Here is a 15,629-nt window from a genome sequence, read left to right as displayed (position 1 = left end):
GTGTAAAGCATGCCGCCAGCGTTCAATCTGAGCCAGGATCAAACTCTTCAGTTCAATCTCATAGCAAATTTTCTGGCACGCAAGTTCAAAGAAATAACTGGTATTTCCTATCTCTTGCAGTGCAAGTATTTGGCTTTCGCCAAGCACTTACACCTATCGGTTATTCGTTCTGTTAAAGAGCAGTGCCTTCGCTGCGACCGCCGCCGGAACCTGTTTCGTTCGGCTGGTTTCGTTCGCTGCGTCAGCTGAGGAGGCGAACTATACGCCCGGGCCTCACCCTCGTCAACACCTTTTGCGAGAAAAATTGAAAGATTTTCGACAAAAGACAGCAAGTGACTGATATGTAACAAAACTATAATCTGAAGATGGGGATAAAAGGCTTGCACTGGCTGTTATTCCGCTACGCGTGGATAATCTGCATCCCCTCCAACTTTCTGCATGCAGTCCAAACGTGAGCCACAAAACCTGGATTTTCGACCTAGACGACACCCTGCATCACGCCAGCGGCGGCATCTTCGACCACATCAACAAGCTGATGACTGAATACATGATGCGTCACCTCGGCGTGGGCGAAGAGGAAGCGTGCGCGCTGCGCTCGCGTTATTGGGCGCAGTACGGCGCCACCATGCACGGCCTGACCACGCATCACGGCATTGACCCGCAGCAATTCTTGATAGATACCCACCCGGTGGAGGTGCTGGCGCAGTGGCTGCAGTTTGAAGACCGCCTGGCGGAAAACCTGACCGCCCTGCCCGGCCGCAAGATCATTCTGTCAAATGGGCCGCAACACTATGTGGAAGGCATCCTGCAGCGGATGAAGATTCAGCATCACTTTGCATCCATCTATGGCGTGGATCAGCTGAACTATGTGCCCAAACCGCACCTCGGCGCGTTTCAGACGGTACTGGCGCGCGAGGGGCTGAACCCGGCGCATTGCATCATGGTGGAAGATTCGCTACCGAATCTGCTGACGGCCAAGGAGCTGGGCATGACGACGATCTGGGTCAGCCATGAACCGCGCAAGCCGGCCCATGTCGACCACCGCATCGAGAAGATCAGCCAGCTGCTGCGGCTGCATCTGAATTGAAGACATCTATATAATAAAGAAAAAGCCAGCTCAGATGAGCTGGCTTTTTTATATCCGCTTCCGCTTACTTCAGCTTGATCTCGGACCACACCTTGTTCAGCTCGCGGCGATCCTTGGAATTCAGATCGTGCAGCTGCTGCAGGCGCGGCAGGTCGGTCGCGGTCGGGAAGATCGCCGGGATCTTGGTCAGCTCGGTCTTGACGAACTTGCCGGCGGCGGCGTTCGGGTTGCCGTTGCCCATTTCATTGGTCAGACCGGCGGCGTTCTTGCCGTCCAGCATGAAGTTGATGAACTTGTAGGCCAGGTCCTTGCGCGGGGCATCTTTCAGCACCACGAAATTATCCAGCGACAAGGTATTGCCTTCCTTCTGCAGGCTGAAGTTCAGCGCGAAGTTGCGCTTGGCCTTCTTGGCATCCTGCTGAGCCTGGAACATATCATTGGAGTAGCCGAAGGCGACATAGATATTGCCGACGGTCAGTTCCTTGATATAGGACTGGTTGTTGAAGGCGGCCCAGTACGGCTTGGCTTTCAGGATCACGTCGCGGGCGGCTTTCCAATCGGCCGGATTGGTGGAATTGGCCGGCTTGCCCAGGTACATCAGCGCGGCGGCGATCAGTTCGCGCTGCGAATCCAGCACGGTGATCTTGCCCTTGATCTTGGCCAGCAGGGCCGGATCGAAGATCAGCGCCCAAGTATTGACCTTATCCTGCAAGCCGAGCTGCTTCAGCTTGGTCTCGTTGTAGCCGATCAGCGTGGTGGTGAAGGCGTACGGCGCGGAGTACTTGTTGCCCTGATCGAAGAAGCTGTTCAGGTAACCCGGGTTCAGGTTCTTGAAGTTGGGCAGCTGCGCCTTGTCCAGCGGCTGCGCCTTGCCCTGCTTGATCAGCGCGTCAACGGCGAAGCCGGTCGGCACCACGATGTCGTAGCCCTTGGCGCCGGCGGCCAGCTTGGCCAGCAGCTCCTCGTTGTCGCCGTAGTAGTCCTGCACCAGCTTGCACTTGCAGTAGGCCTCGAAATTCTTGGCCGCAGTTTCGGACAGATAGTTGTTCCAGTTGTACAGATGCAGCTCATCGGCGGCGAATGCTTGGGTCGACGCTGCCAGCGCCAGCATTGCGAGAATCTTCTTCATATTGTTTCCTTTGTATGGCACAACATTGGTACTGCGAACATCAGGCGGCGCCTGCTCGGCGCCGCCCAGATCCGACAGGAACGAAGCGCGGACAGCGCCCCGCCCGATTCTTCAGCTATTGGCGCGCAGAGCGCTGGGCGACACTCTGGTCGCGATGACGATCAAAGCCAATGTCAGCAGCATCAGCAAGCTCGATACCGCGTTGACTTCCGGCGTGACCGCGATCTTGATCATCGAGTAGATCTCCAGCGGCAGCATGCTGGCGCCGGCGCCGGCGGTGAAGAAGGTGATCACGAAATCGTCGATGGACAAGGTAAAGGCCATCAGCGCGCCGGCGATGATGCCCGGCTTGATCACCGGCAGCGTGATCAAACGGAAAGCCTGGAACGGCGTGGCGCCCAAATCGCGCGCCGCTTCCACCAGGCTGTCGTCCATGCCTTGCATCCGCGCCCGCACCACGATGGCGACGAAGCCGATGCAGAATGCGATGTGCGACAGCAGGATGGTGATGAAGCCCAGCTCCAGGATGCCGATCAGCTGGTTGACGATGACGAAGAAGATCACCAGCGACACGCCCATCAGCAATTCGGGGATCGCGATCGGCGTCAGCACCAGAAAGGGCAGCAGCTTCAGCTTGTAGCGATGCAGCGCGATGCCGGCCAGCGTGCCCAGAATGGTGGCGAAAAAGCTGGCGAGAATGCCGATGACCAGCGAGTTGGCGGCGGCGGTCAGCATCTTCTCGTTGTGGAACAGCTTGTCGTACCACTTGAGCGTGAATCCCACCCATTCGGCGTTCAGACGCGAATCGTTGAACGAGTACAGCACCACGATGATCAGCGGCAGGTACAGGAACAGATAGGTCAGGATGGCCGAAGCCCACAGCCACTTCGATTGTTTCTTAGCCACGCGCCTTCCCCTTTCTGGCCACCACGGCCCCCAGCACGGCGATCAGCAATACGCCGCCGGTCAGCATGATCGACAGCACCGAGCCAAACGGCCAGTCGCGGGTGTCGAGAATCTGCTGCTTGATCAGGTTGCCTATCATGATGGACTCGGTGCCGCCCAGGATGTCCGGAATCGCGAACATGCCCAGCGCCGGAATGAACACCAGCGCCGAACCGGCGAATACGCCGGGCAGGCTCAACGGCCAGGTCACGCGCCAGAAGCGCTGCCAGGCGTTGGCGCCCAGATCCTGCGCCGCGTCCAGCAGCGCCATATCGTGTTTTTCCAGATTGGCGTACAGCGGCAGCACCATGAAGGGCAGATGCACGTACACCAAGCCGACGATCACGGCGAAGGAAGTGAACAGCAAGCGCACCGGCTCAAAGCCCAGCGCCACCAATACCGTGTTCAGCGCCTTGGTGAAAGCCGACTGCGGCCCCAGGATGATCATCCAGGCGTAGATGCGGATCAGGAAGTTGGACCAGAACGGCAGGATCACCAAGAGCAGCAGCAGGTCGCGGTACTTCTTGCCGGAGCGGGCGATCAGCCAGGCCAGCGGATAAGCCATCACCAGGCACACCACCGTGGTGATGGCGGCATAACCGGCCGACTTGATGAACAGCTCGACGTACAGCGGCTCTTCCACCAGACGGTGGAAGTTGTCCAGCGTCAGCTGCCACACGCGGTGGCCATCTTCGATCAGGTACAGCGGCGCCAGGCCGCCGTAATCGCCGGGCTGGCGAAACGCCGCCACCAGCATGATCAGCGACGGGATCAGGAAGAACAATACCAAGTACAGCAAGGGGGGCCAGGACAGCGCCCACTTGCCGAATCGATCGCGGATAGCCATGGCTTACTCCGTCAGGAAGCTGCCGGCGTCGAAGCGCCAGGCGATTTCGACGACATCGCCGTCATCGAAGAACTTGGCGACGCCAGGGATGTTGTTGGCCTGCATCGCCTCCACCCGCACGCCGTCGGCCACCTCCACCACATAGAGGGTGACGTCGCCCAGGTACAGGCAATCGTGAACGCGGCCCTTGAAATGGACCTCGTCCGGCGACGCGGCCAGTTCCTTGTCCAGCCTCACTTTTTCCGGCCGCAGCGCCAGCCAGCCCATCTGGCCTTCCTTCACGCCCGGCACCGCCTGGCATTTCACATCGCCGCAACCCTTGATGGCGACGGTCATCGCGTCGCCATGCAGCGCCTTGACCGTGCCGTCCAGCACATTGCACTGGCCGAGGAAGTCGGCGACGAAACGGTTCTTCGGATAGCTGTACAGCTTCTCCGGCACGTCCAGCTGCTCCACCTTGCCGTGGCTCATCACCGCGATGCGGTGGCTCAAGGCCAGCGCCTCGCCCTGATCGTGGGTGACGTAGACGAAAGTAATGCCGACTTCCTTCTGCAGATTGATCAGCTCGATCTGCATTTCCTCGCGCAGCTTGGCGTCCAGCGCCGACAGCGGCTCATCCAGCAGCAACAGCCGCGGCCGGTCCACCAGGGCGCGGGCGATGGCCACGCGTTGGCGCTGGCCGCCGGACATTTCGTGCGGGTAGCGGTTGCCGAACTGGCTCAGGCGCACGTCGGCCAGCAGCTTGTCCACCTGCGATTCGATCTTGGCCTTGTCCCACTTGGCCATTTTCAACGGAAAGGCGATGTTCTCGCGCACCGTCATATGGGGGAACAGCGCATAGCTCTGGAACACCGTGTGCACCGGACGCTTCTCCGGCACGACCTGCGACATGTTCTGGCCATCCAGCAGGATCTGGCCGGCGTCCGGCTGTTCGAAACCGGCCAGCATGCGCAGCAAGGTGGTCTTGCCGCAGCCGGAGGGTCCGAGCAGGGTGAAGAATTCGCCCGCCTCTACCGACAGGCTGACGTCGTTGACTGCCGTGTAGTCGCCGAAGCGCTTGACCACGTTTTTGATTTCAAGGAGAGCCATGAATCTTCCCCACCACGAAAAAGGGCGCCATTTTAACAAAAATCTCCCCGCCGGGGCGGGAGAAATCCCCAGTAAATTCAAGACCTCAGCGCATTTCCCCACCCTGGCAAACCAACATGACAAGCCAATGGGATAAGTTGCTCTTTTCAATGAAAAAAACTGGTAAAGATTATCCGTAACCGCGATGAATCCGTTGAAAAATCATCGCGCTGGATTGATGTTTTTTGACAACAATTTTGTCCAAAGCCGCCCTCGAAGCGACCGCATCCGGATGAAGTCTAACCAGTGTCGAGCCAAATGTCGCAAGGATCTCCAGCTTTTCGCCAGATATCGCCTCCAGCCCCTCATAGCGAGGGACAGCGTGCGAATCAGAAAATTCACCAGGGGAACGAATGACAGCGGGTGGCGCCTTGCAGCTAAGCGCCAGATGGCAAAAGAATGAAAAATGGCGAGGATCGCCGCTTGCAAAACAAAAAGGACGCCTCCCGGCGTCCTTCATCGTCCCTACTACTATCTATCAGAACTTGGTGCCGATACCGATACCGAACACCCACGGATCAACATGCAGGGTACCCAACTTGGCGCCGCCCAGTTGATCAGCGCTTACGTCCGTTTTCACCCACAGCTTCTTCACGTCCACGTTGAAGAACCAGTTCTTGTTGATGGCGATATCCGCGCCCGCTTGCAACGCCGGGCCGAAGCTATTCTTATCCACACTCAGATTGGTCACGCCTGCGACACTGAGACCGGAGTTGTAGAAGTTGGTGTAGTTCAAGCCTGCGCCTACATACGGACGGAAGGTGGCCTCCGGCGCGAAGTGGTATTGCAGGGTCAGCGTCGGCGGCAATACAGATACTTTACCAACATCACCAAACTTATTAGTTGTGATCTTGTGGCGCGAGGTGCCCAGGATCAGCTCCGCACCGATGTTGTTGGTGATCATGTAAGTGAAGTCCAGCTCGGGAACCGTAGCATTCTTGGCATCGACACTCAACCCGGGCACTGCGCCCGAATTGTCCCAACTAGTAGCCGGATCAACATTGATCACGCGGAAGCGGGCCAGGATGTCGCCCTGAGCGGCAAATGCGCTGGCGGAAAGCATGCCGATCATGGCGGCAAGTGCGAGCTTCTTCATTTTATCTTCTCCAATGGTCAAGAAAATCAGGCCTGACGCTGGCCGCCTTTGCCAGTAAAATAGCCGGTCAACCGAGCGCGACGTCCGAAGCTAGATTATCCAAGCGCCCCTCCTCCAACTTTGCGCCAGATCATGAAACAGTCATGAAATATGCCGATCTGCGGGAATTCACCGCACAACTCCAGCAACAACAACAGCTCAAGCGCATTCATACGCCGGTGTCCACCTATCTGGAAATGACCGAAATCAGCGACCGCGTGCTGAAGGCAGGCGGCCCGGCGCTGCTGTTCGAACAGCCGGTCAAGGACGGCCGCCGCTACGACTTCCCGGTGCTGGCCAATCTGTTCGGCACGCCCGAGCGCGTGGCCATGGGGATGGGCGCATCCGACACCATGCAGCTGCGGGAAATCGGCAAAACGCTGGCCTACCTGAAGGAGCCGGAGCCGCCCAAGGGCCTGAAAGACGCCTGGGACAAGCTGCCGCTATTGAAGCAGGTGCTGTCCATGGCCCCGAAGGAAGTGAAAAAAGCGCCGTGCCAGGAAATCGTCTGGGAGGGTGAAGCCGTCGATCTGGAAAAATTGCCGATCCAGCATTGCTGGCCCGGCGACGTGGCGCCGCTGATCACCTGGGGCCTCACCGTCACCCGCGGGCCGAACAAGAAGCGGCAGAATCTCGGCATCTACCGCCAGCAGGTGATAGGCAAGAACCGCGTCATCATGCGCTGGCTGGCGCACCGCGGCGGCGCGCTGGATTACCGCGAGTTCCGCCAGCAAAACCCGGATGCGCCCTATCCGGTGGCGGTGGTGCTGGGCTGCGATCCGGCGACGATACTCGGCGCGGTGACGCCGGTGCCGGATACGCTGTCCGAATACCAGTTTGCCGGTTTGCTGCGCGGCAGCCGCACAGAGCTGGTGAAATGCCTGGGATCAGACCTGCAAGTGCCGGCTCGGGCGGAAATCGTGCTGGAAGGCCATATTCATCCGGACGACATGGCGCTGGAAGGCCCGTATGGCGACCACACCGGCTACTACAACGAGCAGGACAGCTTCCCGGTGCTGACCATAGACCGCATCACGATGCGCGAAAATGCGATCTACCACAGCACCTACACCGGCAAGCCGCCGGACGAGCCCGCCATCCTGGGCGTGGCGCTGAACGAGGTGTTCGTGCCGATTCTGCAGAAGCAGTTTCCGGAAATCGTGGACTTCTATCTGCCGCCGGAAGGCTGCAGCTACCGCATGGCGGTGATCAGCATCAAGAAGCAATACCCCGGCCACGCCAAGCGGGTGATGATGGGTTGCTGGAGCTTCCTGCGTCAGTTCATGTACACCAAATTCATCGTGGTGGTGGACGACGACGTGAATACCCGCGACTGGAAAGAAGTGATCTGGGCCATCACCACACGCATGGACCCGGTGCGCGACACCACCCTGATCGAGAGCACGCCCATCGACTACCTGGACTTCGCCAGCCCGATCTCCGGCCTGGGCGGCAAGATGGGGCTGGACGCCACCAACAAGCTGCCGGGCGAGACCCACCGCGAATGGGGCACGCCCATCGTGATGGACCCGGCCGTCAAGCAGCGCGTAGACGCGATATGGAGCGAGTTGGGGCTGTAACACCGCGCAGATGAAATCAAAGCCAGGCATCCGCCTGGCTTTTTCCATGGCTTGCTCTCAAGTCGGCAGCCGTGTCACCCTGGCCAGCCAGGCCACTGCCGGACCATCGACTCGCAGCGTGATCGTTTCCCGCTCCAACAGCAGCAGGCCGCCGCCCGGCAGCGTCTGTCCTTCCGCTTGCCAGCGGCCTTGCTGCAGATACAGCAGGGCCAGGTCATCGGCGCTCAGCGTCCAGGTCTCGTCCATTTCCCATGCCATACGCTTCAGATCGCCCTGTCCCCAATCGCGCGCTAGCATCAAATTGCAGTCGCGCAGCGGCCCGCCAAGCAAACGGCACGCCACCCCAACCTCGCCTTCGAACGCCGCCACCTGGCCCAGTTGGTCCAATGTCAGCGAGCGGCCATCGGCCAGACTCAGCGCCATGCCCTCGCCCTCCAGCAAACCCAGCTGCCGGTCTACTCCAGGGAAATGCGAAAACGGCCCGCCCTGCGCCACCTCGGCGATGGAAAACCGCAAGGCGAACGCCTCGGGCCGCTGCGGATGCGGCAGGCGGAACAGCTGCAGCGTGCGGCCGCCGCCATTGGCCCACGGCATGGCTTGAAAATCGTCTATGGTGTAAATCTGCAATCTGGCCCCCTGCTGGTTGGGTCGCTACTATGGCATGATCTGTCCGAACCATCTTAACCGGAAGGTTCGTCAAAACCTGTTATGATCGCCCGATTTGAAGAATAAGGATTTACCATGGCTTCTATCCGCAACGCCAACTCCGCCCAACGCCTGAAACGTCTGAACGCCCGCCAACGCAAGAAAATGCGCGTGGGCGAATTCCGCGAGCTGGGTTTCCATCTGGTGGCCGAACTGCAAGAAGGCGTGGATGCCGACGCGCTGCTGGATGGCTGGCTGACCCGCGTGGATGAGGCCGGCATCAGCTTCGGCGGCCATTTCGACGGCAAGGGCAAGCTGGAAGGGGTAGCCTTCCCAGTAAGCGAGCGCAAGATCGACGATGCGCTGCGCGGCGAACTGATCGGCTGGCTGCAGGCTCGCGCCGAAGTGAAAACGCTGGAAGCCAGCGAACTGATCGACCTGTGGCACACCGCTTGAGCGGCATCCGCCACCCATGAACAAGCCGGCACATGCCGGCTTTTTTCTTGCCTCAGTGCTGCCATTCCGACTTATCCACAGAATGCGCCAGAATCCGAACTTATCCACAACCATCAGGATAACTGGCGGAATACCCGATAACCCACATACAGCCAAGTCTCGCGCGCCAGGAAGCGCGACCAACTGGACACCGTGCGGAAACGGCTGGATTGCGTCGGCGCCGGATAGGCTCTCAGCCCCAGGTCGCTGGCCATCAGCACCGCGCGGCGCATATGCAGCGGGTCGCTGACCAGCAGATAGGAGCGGATGCCAAACTGGTGGCCCAGGTCTTTGGCATTGGACAGGTTTTGCCAGGTAGTGCGCGATTGATTCTCCACCAGCATGGCCGTCATCGGCACGCCCTGGCGCGCGGCAAACTCGCGGCCCACGTCCGCCTCGGCGGGATAACCCGGCTCCGGCGTGCCGCCGGTGAACACGATCCAGCGCACCTTGCCGCTCTGATACAACTTCACCGCGTGGTTGATCCGCTCACGAAACACAGGGGACGGCTTATTGCCCCAGGCGGCGGCGCCGAGCACCAGCGCGGCGTCGGCGCCGGACGACTCTTCATCGTTGCCGTAATCGACGATGCTCCAGGCCACCCAGGCGAAGCCGAGCACCACCATCAGCACCGCCAGCAGGAAGCCTTTCATCATCAAGCGCAAATAAAGCATCGGCAATACAGGGGCAGGGGAAAGATGATCGATTGTAACCTCAATTGAACGGCATGGTCAGCGCGAACAGGCGCTTACTGCTCAAGTTCCCAAATGGCAGCCTGCAAACTTTCCATACGGGTGGCCAAAGCCGCCTGCGCGTCCTGCAGCGCCTTGTTGTAGATCTCGCGCCCTAATTCCGCCGCCAGGAAGTCCAGCAGGAAGCGCGCCTCGAAGCCGCCGACCTCCACGCCAAGCTGCTCAGCCATATAGCGCTGCAAGCGCGGCGCCAACTGCTGCAATTGCGATTCGCCCAATTGATAGGGGTTGGCCAAGGCATTCTCCGGTCAAATCGGCGATTATCCGACAGCAAGGCCCATCTGACGAGGCGGCTCTCAACAGCGCGATAGTTCCCGCCCCATATCCACCACTCCGTCCTGGCACGCCTGCTGGCAGCGCGACAGACAACGCTGCCAGGCTAGATTGGCGTCTTCAGGCGACAGTAAATGCCCGCAGGCCTGGCGCCATAATTCAAAACGCGCCGGGCAGCTATCGTAATACAGCGAAATGCCATCGGCGCAACCGCGCCGCGAAATGCGCGCCAATTTGTCCGGCAGCGGCGCCGGACTCAAACAAACCCGCGTCCCGTGAAACAGGCTGGAACGCCAATATCGCTGCTGGCACTTGCCCTGCTCCAGCAGGCAGAACCAGAGCTTGAGCGGGAATTCCAGGCTCCACCACAGCAGATTGCGCATCTCCGACCTCCGTATTGTGCGCTGCACAATAACCGTTATAACGCCCCCTACCACAGGACGCAAATTCGAGGGGGCTGTGACGCAAAAAAAAACCGGCGCACGAGGCGCCGGGAATCACGAGTCAAACAAAGGAGGAAAGCGTAAAACGATTTACAGCGTCACCCAGCGCGGCTGGGTCAGGGTGTCAGGTTGCAGGATGTCGTCCAGCTGTTCGCGGGTCAGCAGGCCGTGCGCCAGCACCACTTCGGCCACGCTGCTGCCGTTGGCATGGGCCTCGGCGGCGACGCGGGTGGCGGCTTCGTATCCGATCACCGGGTTCAGCGCCGTCACCAGGCCGATCGAGTTTTCCACGCTCTGGCGCAGACGCTCGCGGTTGGCGGTGATGCCCTTGACGCAGTGTTCGGTCAGCGTGTCGCAGGCATTGGCCAGGTGGCCGGCGCTGCGGAACAGGCTATAGGCGATCACAGGCTCGAAGGCGTTCAGCTGCAGCTGGCCAGCCTCGGCCGCCATGGTGATGGTCATGTCGTTGCCGATGACTTCATACGCCACCTGGCTCACCACTTCCGGGATCACCGGATTCACCTTGCCCGGCATGATGGACGAACCGGCCTGGCGCGCCGGCAGATTGATTTCGCCGAAGCCGGCGCGCGGGCCGGACGACAGCAAGCGCAGGTCGTTGCAGGTCTTGGACAGCTTGACCGCCACGCGCTTGAGCACGCCGGACAGCTGCACGAAGGCGCCGCAGTCCTGGGTGGCTTCGATCAGGTTCGGCGCGGTGATCAGCTTGCAGCCCACTAGCTCGGACAGGTGCAGGCACACCAGCTTGGCGTAATCCGGGTGAGCGGTGATGCCGGTGCCGATGGCGGTGGCGCCGAGGTTGATCTCCAGCATCAGGGCGCTGGCTTCTTTCAGGCGTTGTTCATCTTCGCCCAGCATCACGGCGTAGGTCTGGAATTCCTGGCCCAGGGTCATCGGCACCGCGTCCTGCAGCTGGGTGCGGCCCATCTTCAGGATGTCCTTGAACTCCTCGGCTTTGCCTTCGAACGCCTTGCGCAGCACTTCCATCCGCGACACCAGCTTCAGCACGCCCCAGAAGGCGGCCAGACGCAAGGCTGTCGGATACACGTCATTAGTGCTCTGGCACAGGTTGACGTGCTCGTTGGGGTGCAGGTGCTGGTACTCGCCCTTGGCGTGGCCCAGCAGCTCCAGCGCGCGGTTGGCGATGACCTCGTTGGCGTTCATATTGGTGGAGGTGCCCGCCCCGCCCTGGATCACATCGACCACGAACTGGTCATGCAGCTTGCCGGCGCGGATTTCCTCGCAAGCATCGATGATGGCCTGGGCCAGCTTGGGCTGCAGGATGCCGAGGTCGCGGTTGGCCTGGGCCGCGGCTTGCTTGATGCAGGCCAGCGCGCGGATCAGATCGCCGTAGCTGCCGATGGTCTGGCCGGTGATCGGGAAATTCTCGATGGCGCGCAGGGTGTGCACGCCCCAATAGGCGGCGGCCGGCACATCGCGGTTGCCAAGCAGGTCGTGTTCAAGGCGGGTGGTCATCTGCGTTCTCCTCAGGGCGGCCGTCATGCGCGGCCTGGAATGCCTCGCACTGTATGCCCGCACGGCATACTTGGCCAATTCCGAATGCAGATGGGGTCATGCAGGAAATGCATAACCTTTGCCTAGCCTCATCCCATCAAGCTTTCAGACTCATACCGCCGGATAGCGCGCAGCCAGATACGCCCACAAAGCCTCCTGCTCCGGCTTGGCGCGGCGGTGGTCGCAATACAGCTGGACCTCCATTTCCACGCTCCATTCATCGCCGCCGGCCACCGTCAGCAGGCCAGCAGCGCACTCGGCCGCCACCGAACTCTCCGGCAAGAAGGCCAGCCCATGGCCGGCCAAGGCCATCTGCTTCAAGCCCTCGGCCATATCGGTCTCGTAGCGCAAGGACAGGTACGCCGGCTGCGGCCCGCTGACCAGCAGCAAATCGCTCATCAAGCGGAAATAGGCGTTGCTGGCATAGCCCAAAAACGGCAGAGGCGCCTCCTGCCGCCCCGGCAGGGCATACACGGGCGCGCCGTCCTCCATGATGGAATACGGCCTCAAGCGCTCCACGCCGAGCCTGAGGCCGCCATAACGGGCATCATGCAACTCCACCGGCTGCTTGGGATGGTGGTAGCACATCAGGAAGTCGCTGCCGCCTTCGACAAAAGCCAGCACCGCGTCGTGCACATTGCTGGCCTGCAGGCGGCAAGACAGCTGGCCGAAACCGTCCTCGACCACGGTCAGCCACTTGGGAAAATACGAAAAAGACAAGGTGTGCGGCACCGCGAACTCCAGCGTGCCCTGCGGCAAGGGCTGCAGGCCGCGCAGCATGGTGCGAGTGGTGTTGAGCTGGGCCAACAGCGGCACCGCTTGCTGCTGCAACAGCTTGCCGGCCGCGGTGAGCTTGGTCGGATAAGTGGTGCGGTCTATCAGGTCCGCGCCCAGCCAGCTCTCCAAGGCGCGGATGCGCCGGGAGAAAGCCGGCTGCGTCAGGTGGCGCAGTTCGGCGGAACGGGTGAAGCTGCCGGTATCGGCCAGCACCAGAAAGTCTTCCAGCCAGCGGGTTTCCATCGCTCAAGGTCCAGATTGTGGATGCCAGATGGTACACCGCCGGGGCACTTTGCGGCGCGCGCGCACTCTACCATGAGTCCCGCCGCCGCAATGTCACAAGCCATGCACCAAACGCAAACAACAATGCCATCAACATGGCAAAGGTCCGCATTTATTTTACAGATATGAGCGCGCTTACCGTTCCCCGCCCTTCGCCGCTGCCACGACGGCCGCTGGCCATCGCCGCAAGCCTGCTGTTGCATGCGCTGGCGCTGTTCGCCTTGAAAGCCGCGCAACAGCAGCCTGCTACCGCGCCGCAGCCGCTGCGGGTCAGTATGGTGCCCATCACCCTACCTCCGCCTGACCCGCCATCGCGGACCGTTTCGGCCAAGCCGGCGCCCGCCGCGCGATCGCCACGCCCGGCCCATGCCGCTCGCGCCGCGACAGCCGTTGAAACGGCGCGGCAGGGAAAAGCCACGGCCAGCGCCGCACGCGCGGAACCGCGCGTCACGATCGAGGGGCTGCGCCAGCAGATGCGGCAGCTGGAACCTGCAAACGCTAACGCCAAACCGCTGCGCGAAGATCCGGAAAAAGCCCGGCTGGCGCGCGATATCAATCGCGCCGAGCGCGCCGACTGCGCCAAGGCCTATGCCAACCTGGGCTTGCTCGCCGCCCCCATGCTGCTGAAAGACGCCTTCGATAAAGACAACGGCTGCAAGTGGTAGCTTGCAGCCGTTGATTTCAGGATAGGAAGCGATCAGCCCTGCAGCGTCACCCAGTCCTGCGTCGCCTCCGCGGCCTGGAATTCATGCACCGCCTCCTGCATCAGGGCGAAGGCCTGCGGGGCGTCCAGCCGCTGGCAAGCGTCTTGCAGACGCGCCAGCAAGGACGCCATTTCGGCTTCGGACAGATGGTATTCCTGGGCGCGCATGATGCGGGCGTGGTCGGTCGGCAACACGTTGTCGCCGATTAGCAATTCTTCGTACAGCTTCTCGCCCGGACGCAGGCCGGTGACGCGGATGGCGATATCGCCGTCCGGCTGGCTTTCGTCCTTCACCTCCAGGCCGGACAGGTGGATCATGCGCCGCGCCAAGTCGATGATCTTGACCGGCTCGCCCATGTCCAGCACGAACACGTCGCCGCCGTCTCCCATCGCGCCGGCCTGGATCACCAGCTGCGCCGCCTCGGGAATGGTCATGAAGTAGCGGGTGATGTCGGCGTGCGTCAGCGTGATCGGGCCGCCGGCCTTGATCTGGCGGCGGAACAGCGGCACCACGGAGCCGGAGCTGCCCAGCACGTTGCCGAAGCGCACCATCACGAAGCGCGTGCGGCTGCCGCGCGCGTGGCGGGTCTGCAGCGTCAGCTCGGCCAGGCGCTTGGTGGCGCCCATCACATTGGTGGGACGCACGGCCTTGTCGGTGGAGATCAGCACGAAGGTATCGACGCCGCTGTCTTCCGCCGCGCGCGCCGTAGTATCGGTGCCGAAGGCGTTGTTGACGATGCCGGCGATGGGATTGTGCTCCACCATCGGCACGTGCTTGTAAGCCGCGGCGTGATACACCGTCTCCACCTTGAAGGCCCGCATCACTTGGGTCAGCCGATCATAATCCGTCACCGAACCCAAGATAGGCGTGCGCGGAATCCTGGGCGCGATCTGCGCCAGCTCCTGATCGATGCTGTACAGGGCGAACTCGGACAGCTCGAACAACACGATGCGCGACGGGCGGTTCTTGACGATCTGCCGCGCCAGCTCCGACCCGATGGAGCCGCCGGCGCCGGTCACCATCACCACCTTGTCGCGGATGTTGCGCGCCAGCAGCTCGGCCTTGGGCGGCACCGGATCGCGGCCCAGCAAGTCCTCGATCTCGACTTCCTTCAACTCCTCCACCCGCGCCTCGCCGGACACCAGATCGGCCATGCCCGGCAGCCGTTTGATCGGCACGCGCAGTTTTTCCAGCGATTCCAGTATCTCGCGCTGGCGGCCGCGGCCCACCGAGGGCATGGCCAGCAGAATGCACTTGGCCTGGGTGTCCTTGACCAGGGCCGGCAGCTCGTCCGGCGCGTGCACCGCCACGCCGCGGTAGGTGCGGCGATGCAAATCCGGGTTGTCGTCGACGAAAGCCATAGGCCGGTATTCGCGTCCGGCCTGCAAGGCCAGCATCAGCTGCAGGCCTGCCTGGCCCGCGCCGTAGATGATGACGGGATCGCGCGGGGCCTCGGTGGCGTCGATGCGCCGCACCAGGCCGCGCAGCAGGAAGCGGCTGCCGCCGATATAAGCCATGGCGAACACCCAGAAGATGATCACCGAGGTGCGCGGCATGGCCCAGATGTGGAACATCTGGATCACGCCCTGCAGCACCAGTACGGACAAAGTCACGCCGCTGAACACGGTGTAGATGATCTTGTCGTCCAGATAGCGCAGCACGGCGCGGTACAGACCGAGCTTGATGAAGATGGGAATCGCCCACAAGGGCGGCACGATGAAGACCCACAGATGCGCGTTGAGCTTAGGGTCCCAATAGCCGCCCAGGCGCAGGAACACGGCGCTCCACAAGGCGAGCGGCAAAAGCAGCGCGTCCATCAGCGCCAGCATCGCCATCTTGTTATGGCGGGAGAAGGCTAGCAGTTTTTCAAACAT

18 protein-coding genes are annotated in these 15,629 nt (G+C 61.4%); 5 read left to right on the top strand and 13 right to left on the bottom strand.

The window, feature by feature from the left end:
- Window positions 1-451: 451 nt before the first annotated feature.
- The gene (locus JHD59_RS08915) at window positions 452-1,087 is read left to right on the top strand and encodes a pyrimidine 5'-nucleotidase (RefSeq protein ID WP_071109303.1); all 636 of its coding nucleotides are present in this window, start codon (window positions 452-454) and stop codon (window positions 1,085-1,087) included.
- 64 nt (window positions 1,088-1,151) lie between these two features.
- On the opposite strand, the gene JHD59_RS08910 is transcribed toward JHD59_RS08915, so the two are convergent.
- The 4 genes from JHD59_RS08910 to JHD59_RS08895 all read right to left on the bottom strand — a co-directional run bounded on the left by JHD59_RS08910 (window position 1,152) and on the right by JHD59_RS08895 (window position 5,097).
- Window positions 1,152-2,216, bottom strand: a complete 1,065-nt coding sequence (locus JHD59_RS08910; RefSeq protein WP_199153964.1) for a PotD/PotF family extracellular solute-binding protein — start codon at window positions 2,214-2,216, stop codon at window positions 1,152-1,154.
- Window positions 2,217-2,327: 111 nt separating this feature from the next.
- Entirely contained in the window at window positions 2,328-3,122 is a 795-nt protein-coding gene (locus JHD59_RS08905) for an ABC transporter permease (protein WP_071109301.1), read from the bottom strand.
- On the bottom strand, window positions 3,115-4,008 hold the full coding sequence (locus JHD59_RS08900) for an ABC transporter permease (protein WP_199153963.1): 894 nt from the start codon (window positions 4,006-4,008) through the stop codon (window positions 3,115-3,117). Before JHD59_RS08900 ends, JHD59_RS08905 begins: the two co-directional genes overlap by 8 nt.
- Before the next feature lie 3 nt (window positions 4,009-4,011).
- Window positions 4,012-5,097 carry an ABC transporter ATP-binding protein gene (locus JHD59_RS08895; RefSeq protein ID WP_199153962.1) on the bottom strand — a complete coding sequence of 362 codons (1,086 nt, stop codon included), beginning with the start codon at window positions 5,095-5,097 and terminating at the stop codon, window positions 4,012-4,014.
- On the opposite strand from JHD59_RS08895, the gene JHD59_RS08890 reads away from it, so the two are divergent.
- A complete protein-coding gene (locus tag JHD59_RS08890; RefSeq protein ID WP_158248687.1) occupies window positions 5,096-5,233 on the top strand; it encodes a hypothetical protein in 138 nt (45 codons plus the stop codon). The genes JHD59_RS08895 and JHD59_RS08890 overlap by 2 nt on opposite strands.
- A 33-nt stretch (window positions 5,234-5,266) precedes the next feature.
- Here the strand turns inward: JHD59_RS08890 and JHD59_RS08885 are convergent, their stop codons facing one another.
- Together JHD59_RS08885 and JHD59_RS08880 are read right to left on the bottom strand one after the other, a co-directional pair.
- Window positions 5,267-5,596 (bottom strand): hypothetical protein, encoded by a 330-nt coding sequence (locus tag JHD59_RS08885; protein ID WP_146042089.1) that lies wholly within the window; start codon window positions 5,594-5,596, stop codon window positions 5,267-5,269.
- Window positions 5,597-5,614: 18 nt separating this feature from the next.
- Window positions 5,615-6,232, bottom strand: coding sequence for an OmpW family protein (locus JHD59_RS08880; RefSeq protein WP_103317627.1), 618 nt, complete (start codon window positions 6,230-6,232; stop codon window positions 5,615-5,617).
- A 143-nt stretch (window positions 6,233-6,375) separates the two neighbouring features.
- Between JHD59_RS08880 and ubiD the strand changes: the two genes are divergently transcribed.
- Window positions 6,376-7,851, top strand: a complete 1,476-nt coding sequence (gene ubiD / locus JHD59_RS08875; protein WP_199153961.1) for a 4-hydroxy-3-polyprenylbenzoate decarboxylase — start codon at window positions 6,376-6,378, stop codon at window positions 7,849-7,851.
- Between the two features lie 57 nt (window positions 7,852-7,908).
- Here the strand turns inward: ubiD and JHD59_RS08870 are convergent, their stop codons facing one another.
- Entirely contained in the window at window positions 7,909-8,478 is a 570-nt protein-coding gene (locus JHD59_RS08870; RefSeq protein ID WP_199153960.1) for a HutD family protein, read from the bottom strand.
- Window positions 8,479-8,592: 114 nt separating this feature from the next.
- On the opposite strand from JHD59_RS08870, the gene JHD59_RS08865 reads away from it, so the two are divergent.
- On the top strand, window positions 8,593-8,952 hold the full coding sequence (locus JHD59_RS08865) for a 50S ribosome-binding protein YggL (RefSeq protein WP_103317620.1): 360 nt from the start codon (window positions 8,593-8,595) through the stop codon (window positions 8,950-8,952).
- Between the two features lie 113 nt (window positions 8,953-9,065).
- On the opposite strand, the gene JHD59_RS08860 is transcribed toward JHD59_RS08865, so the two are convergent.
- The 5 genes from JHD59_RS08860 to JHD59_RS08840 form a co-directional block, all read right to left on the bottom strand.
- Window positions 9,066-9,665, bottom strand: a complete 600-nt coding sequence (locus tag JHD59_RS08860) for a YdcF family protein (protein ID WP_043624158.1) — start codon at window positions 9,663-9,665, stop codon at window positions 9,066-9,068.
- Window positions 9,666-9,739: 74 nt separating this feature from the next.
- Window positions 9,740-9,979, bottom strand: a complete 240-nt coding sequence (locus JHD59_RS08855) for a DUF2164 family protein (RefSeq protein WP_103317617.1) — start codon at window positions 9,977-9,979, stop codon at window positions 9,740-9,742.
- Between the two features lie 60 nt (window positions 9,980-10,039).
- Entirely contained in the window at window positions 10,040-10,399 is a 360-nt protein-coding gene (locus JHD59_RS08850) for a hypothetical protein (protein WP_103317615.1), read from the bottom strand.
- A gap of 150 nt (window positions 10,400-10,549) precedes the next feature.
- Complete coding sequence (gene aspA / locus JHD59_RS08845; RefSeq protein WP_199153959.1) at window positions 10,550-11,953, bottom strand: aspartate ammonia-lyase; 1,404 nt, start codon at window positions 11,951-11,953, stop codon at window positions 10,550-10,552.
- A 150-nt stretch (window positions 11,954-12,103) separates the two neighbouring features.
- The gene (locus JHD59_RS08840) at window positions 12,104-13,012 is read right to left on the bottom strand and encodes a LysR family transcriptional regulator (protein WP_199153958.1); all 909 of its coding nucleotides are present in this window, start codon (window positions 13,010-13,012) and stop codon (window positions 12,104-12,106) included.
- Window positions 13,013-13,029: 17 nt separating this feature from the next.
- Between JHD59_RS08840 and JHD59_RS08835 the strand changes: the two genes are divergently transcribed.
- Window positions 13,030-13,716 (top strand): hypothetical protein, encoded by a 687-nt coding sequence (locus JHD59_RS08835; protein WP_199153957.1) that lies wholly within the window; start codon window positions 13,030-13,032, stop codon window positions 13,714-13,716.
- A gap of 32 nt (window positions 13,717-13,748) precedes the next feature.
- Here the strand turns inward: JHD59_RS08835 and JHD59_RS08830 are convergent, their stop codons facing one another.
- Window positions 13,749-15,629 (bottom strand): nucleoside-diphosphate sugar epimerase/dehydratase, encoded by a 1,881-nt coding sequence (locus JHD59_RS08830; RefSeq protein ID WP_043624193.1) that lies wholly within the window; start codon window positions 15,627-15,629, stop codon window positions 13,749-13,751.

This window comes from Chromobacterium sp. ASV23 (genome assembly GCF_016428945.1).
In the GTDB taxonomy this organism is placed as follows: Bacteria; Pseudomonadota; Gammaproteobacteria; order Burkholderiales; family Chromobacteriaceae; genus Chromobacterium; species Chromobacterium sinusclupearum.
This window is presented reverse-complemented; position numbering and strand designations above follow the sequence as displayed.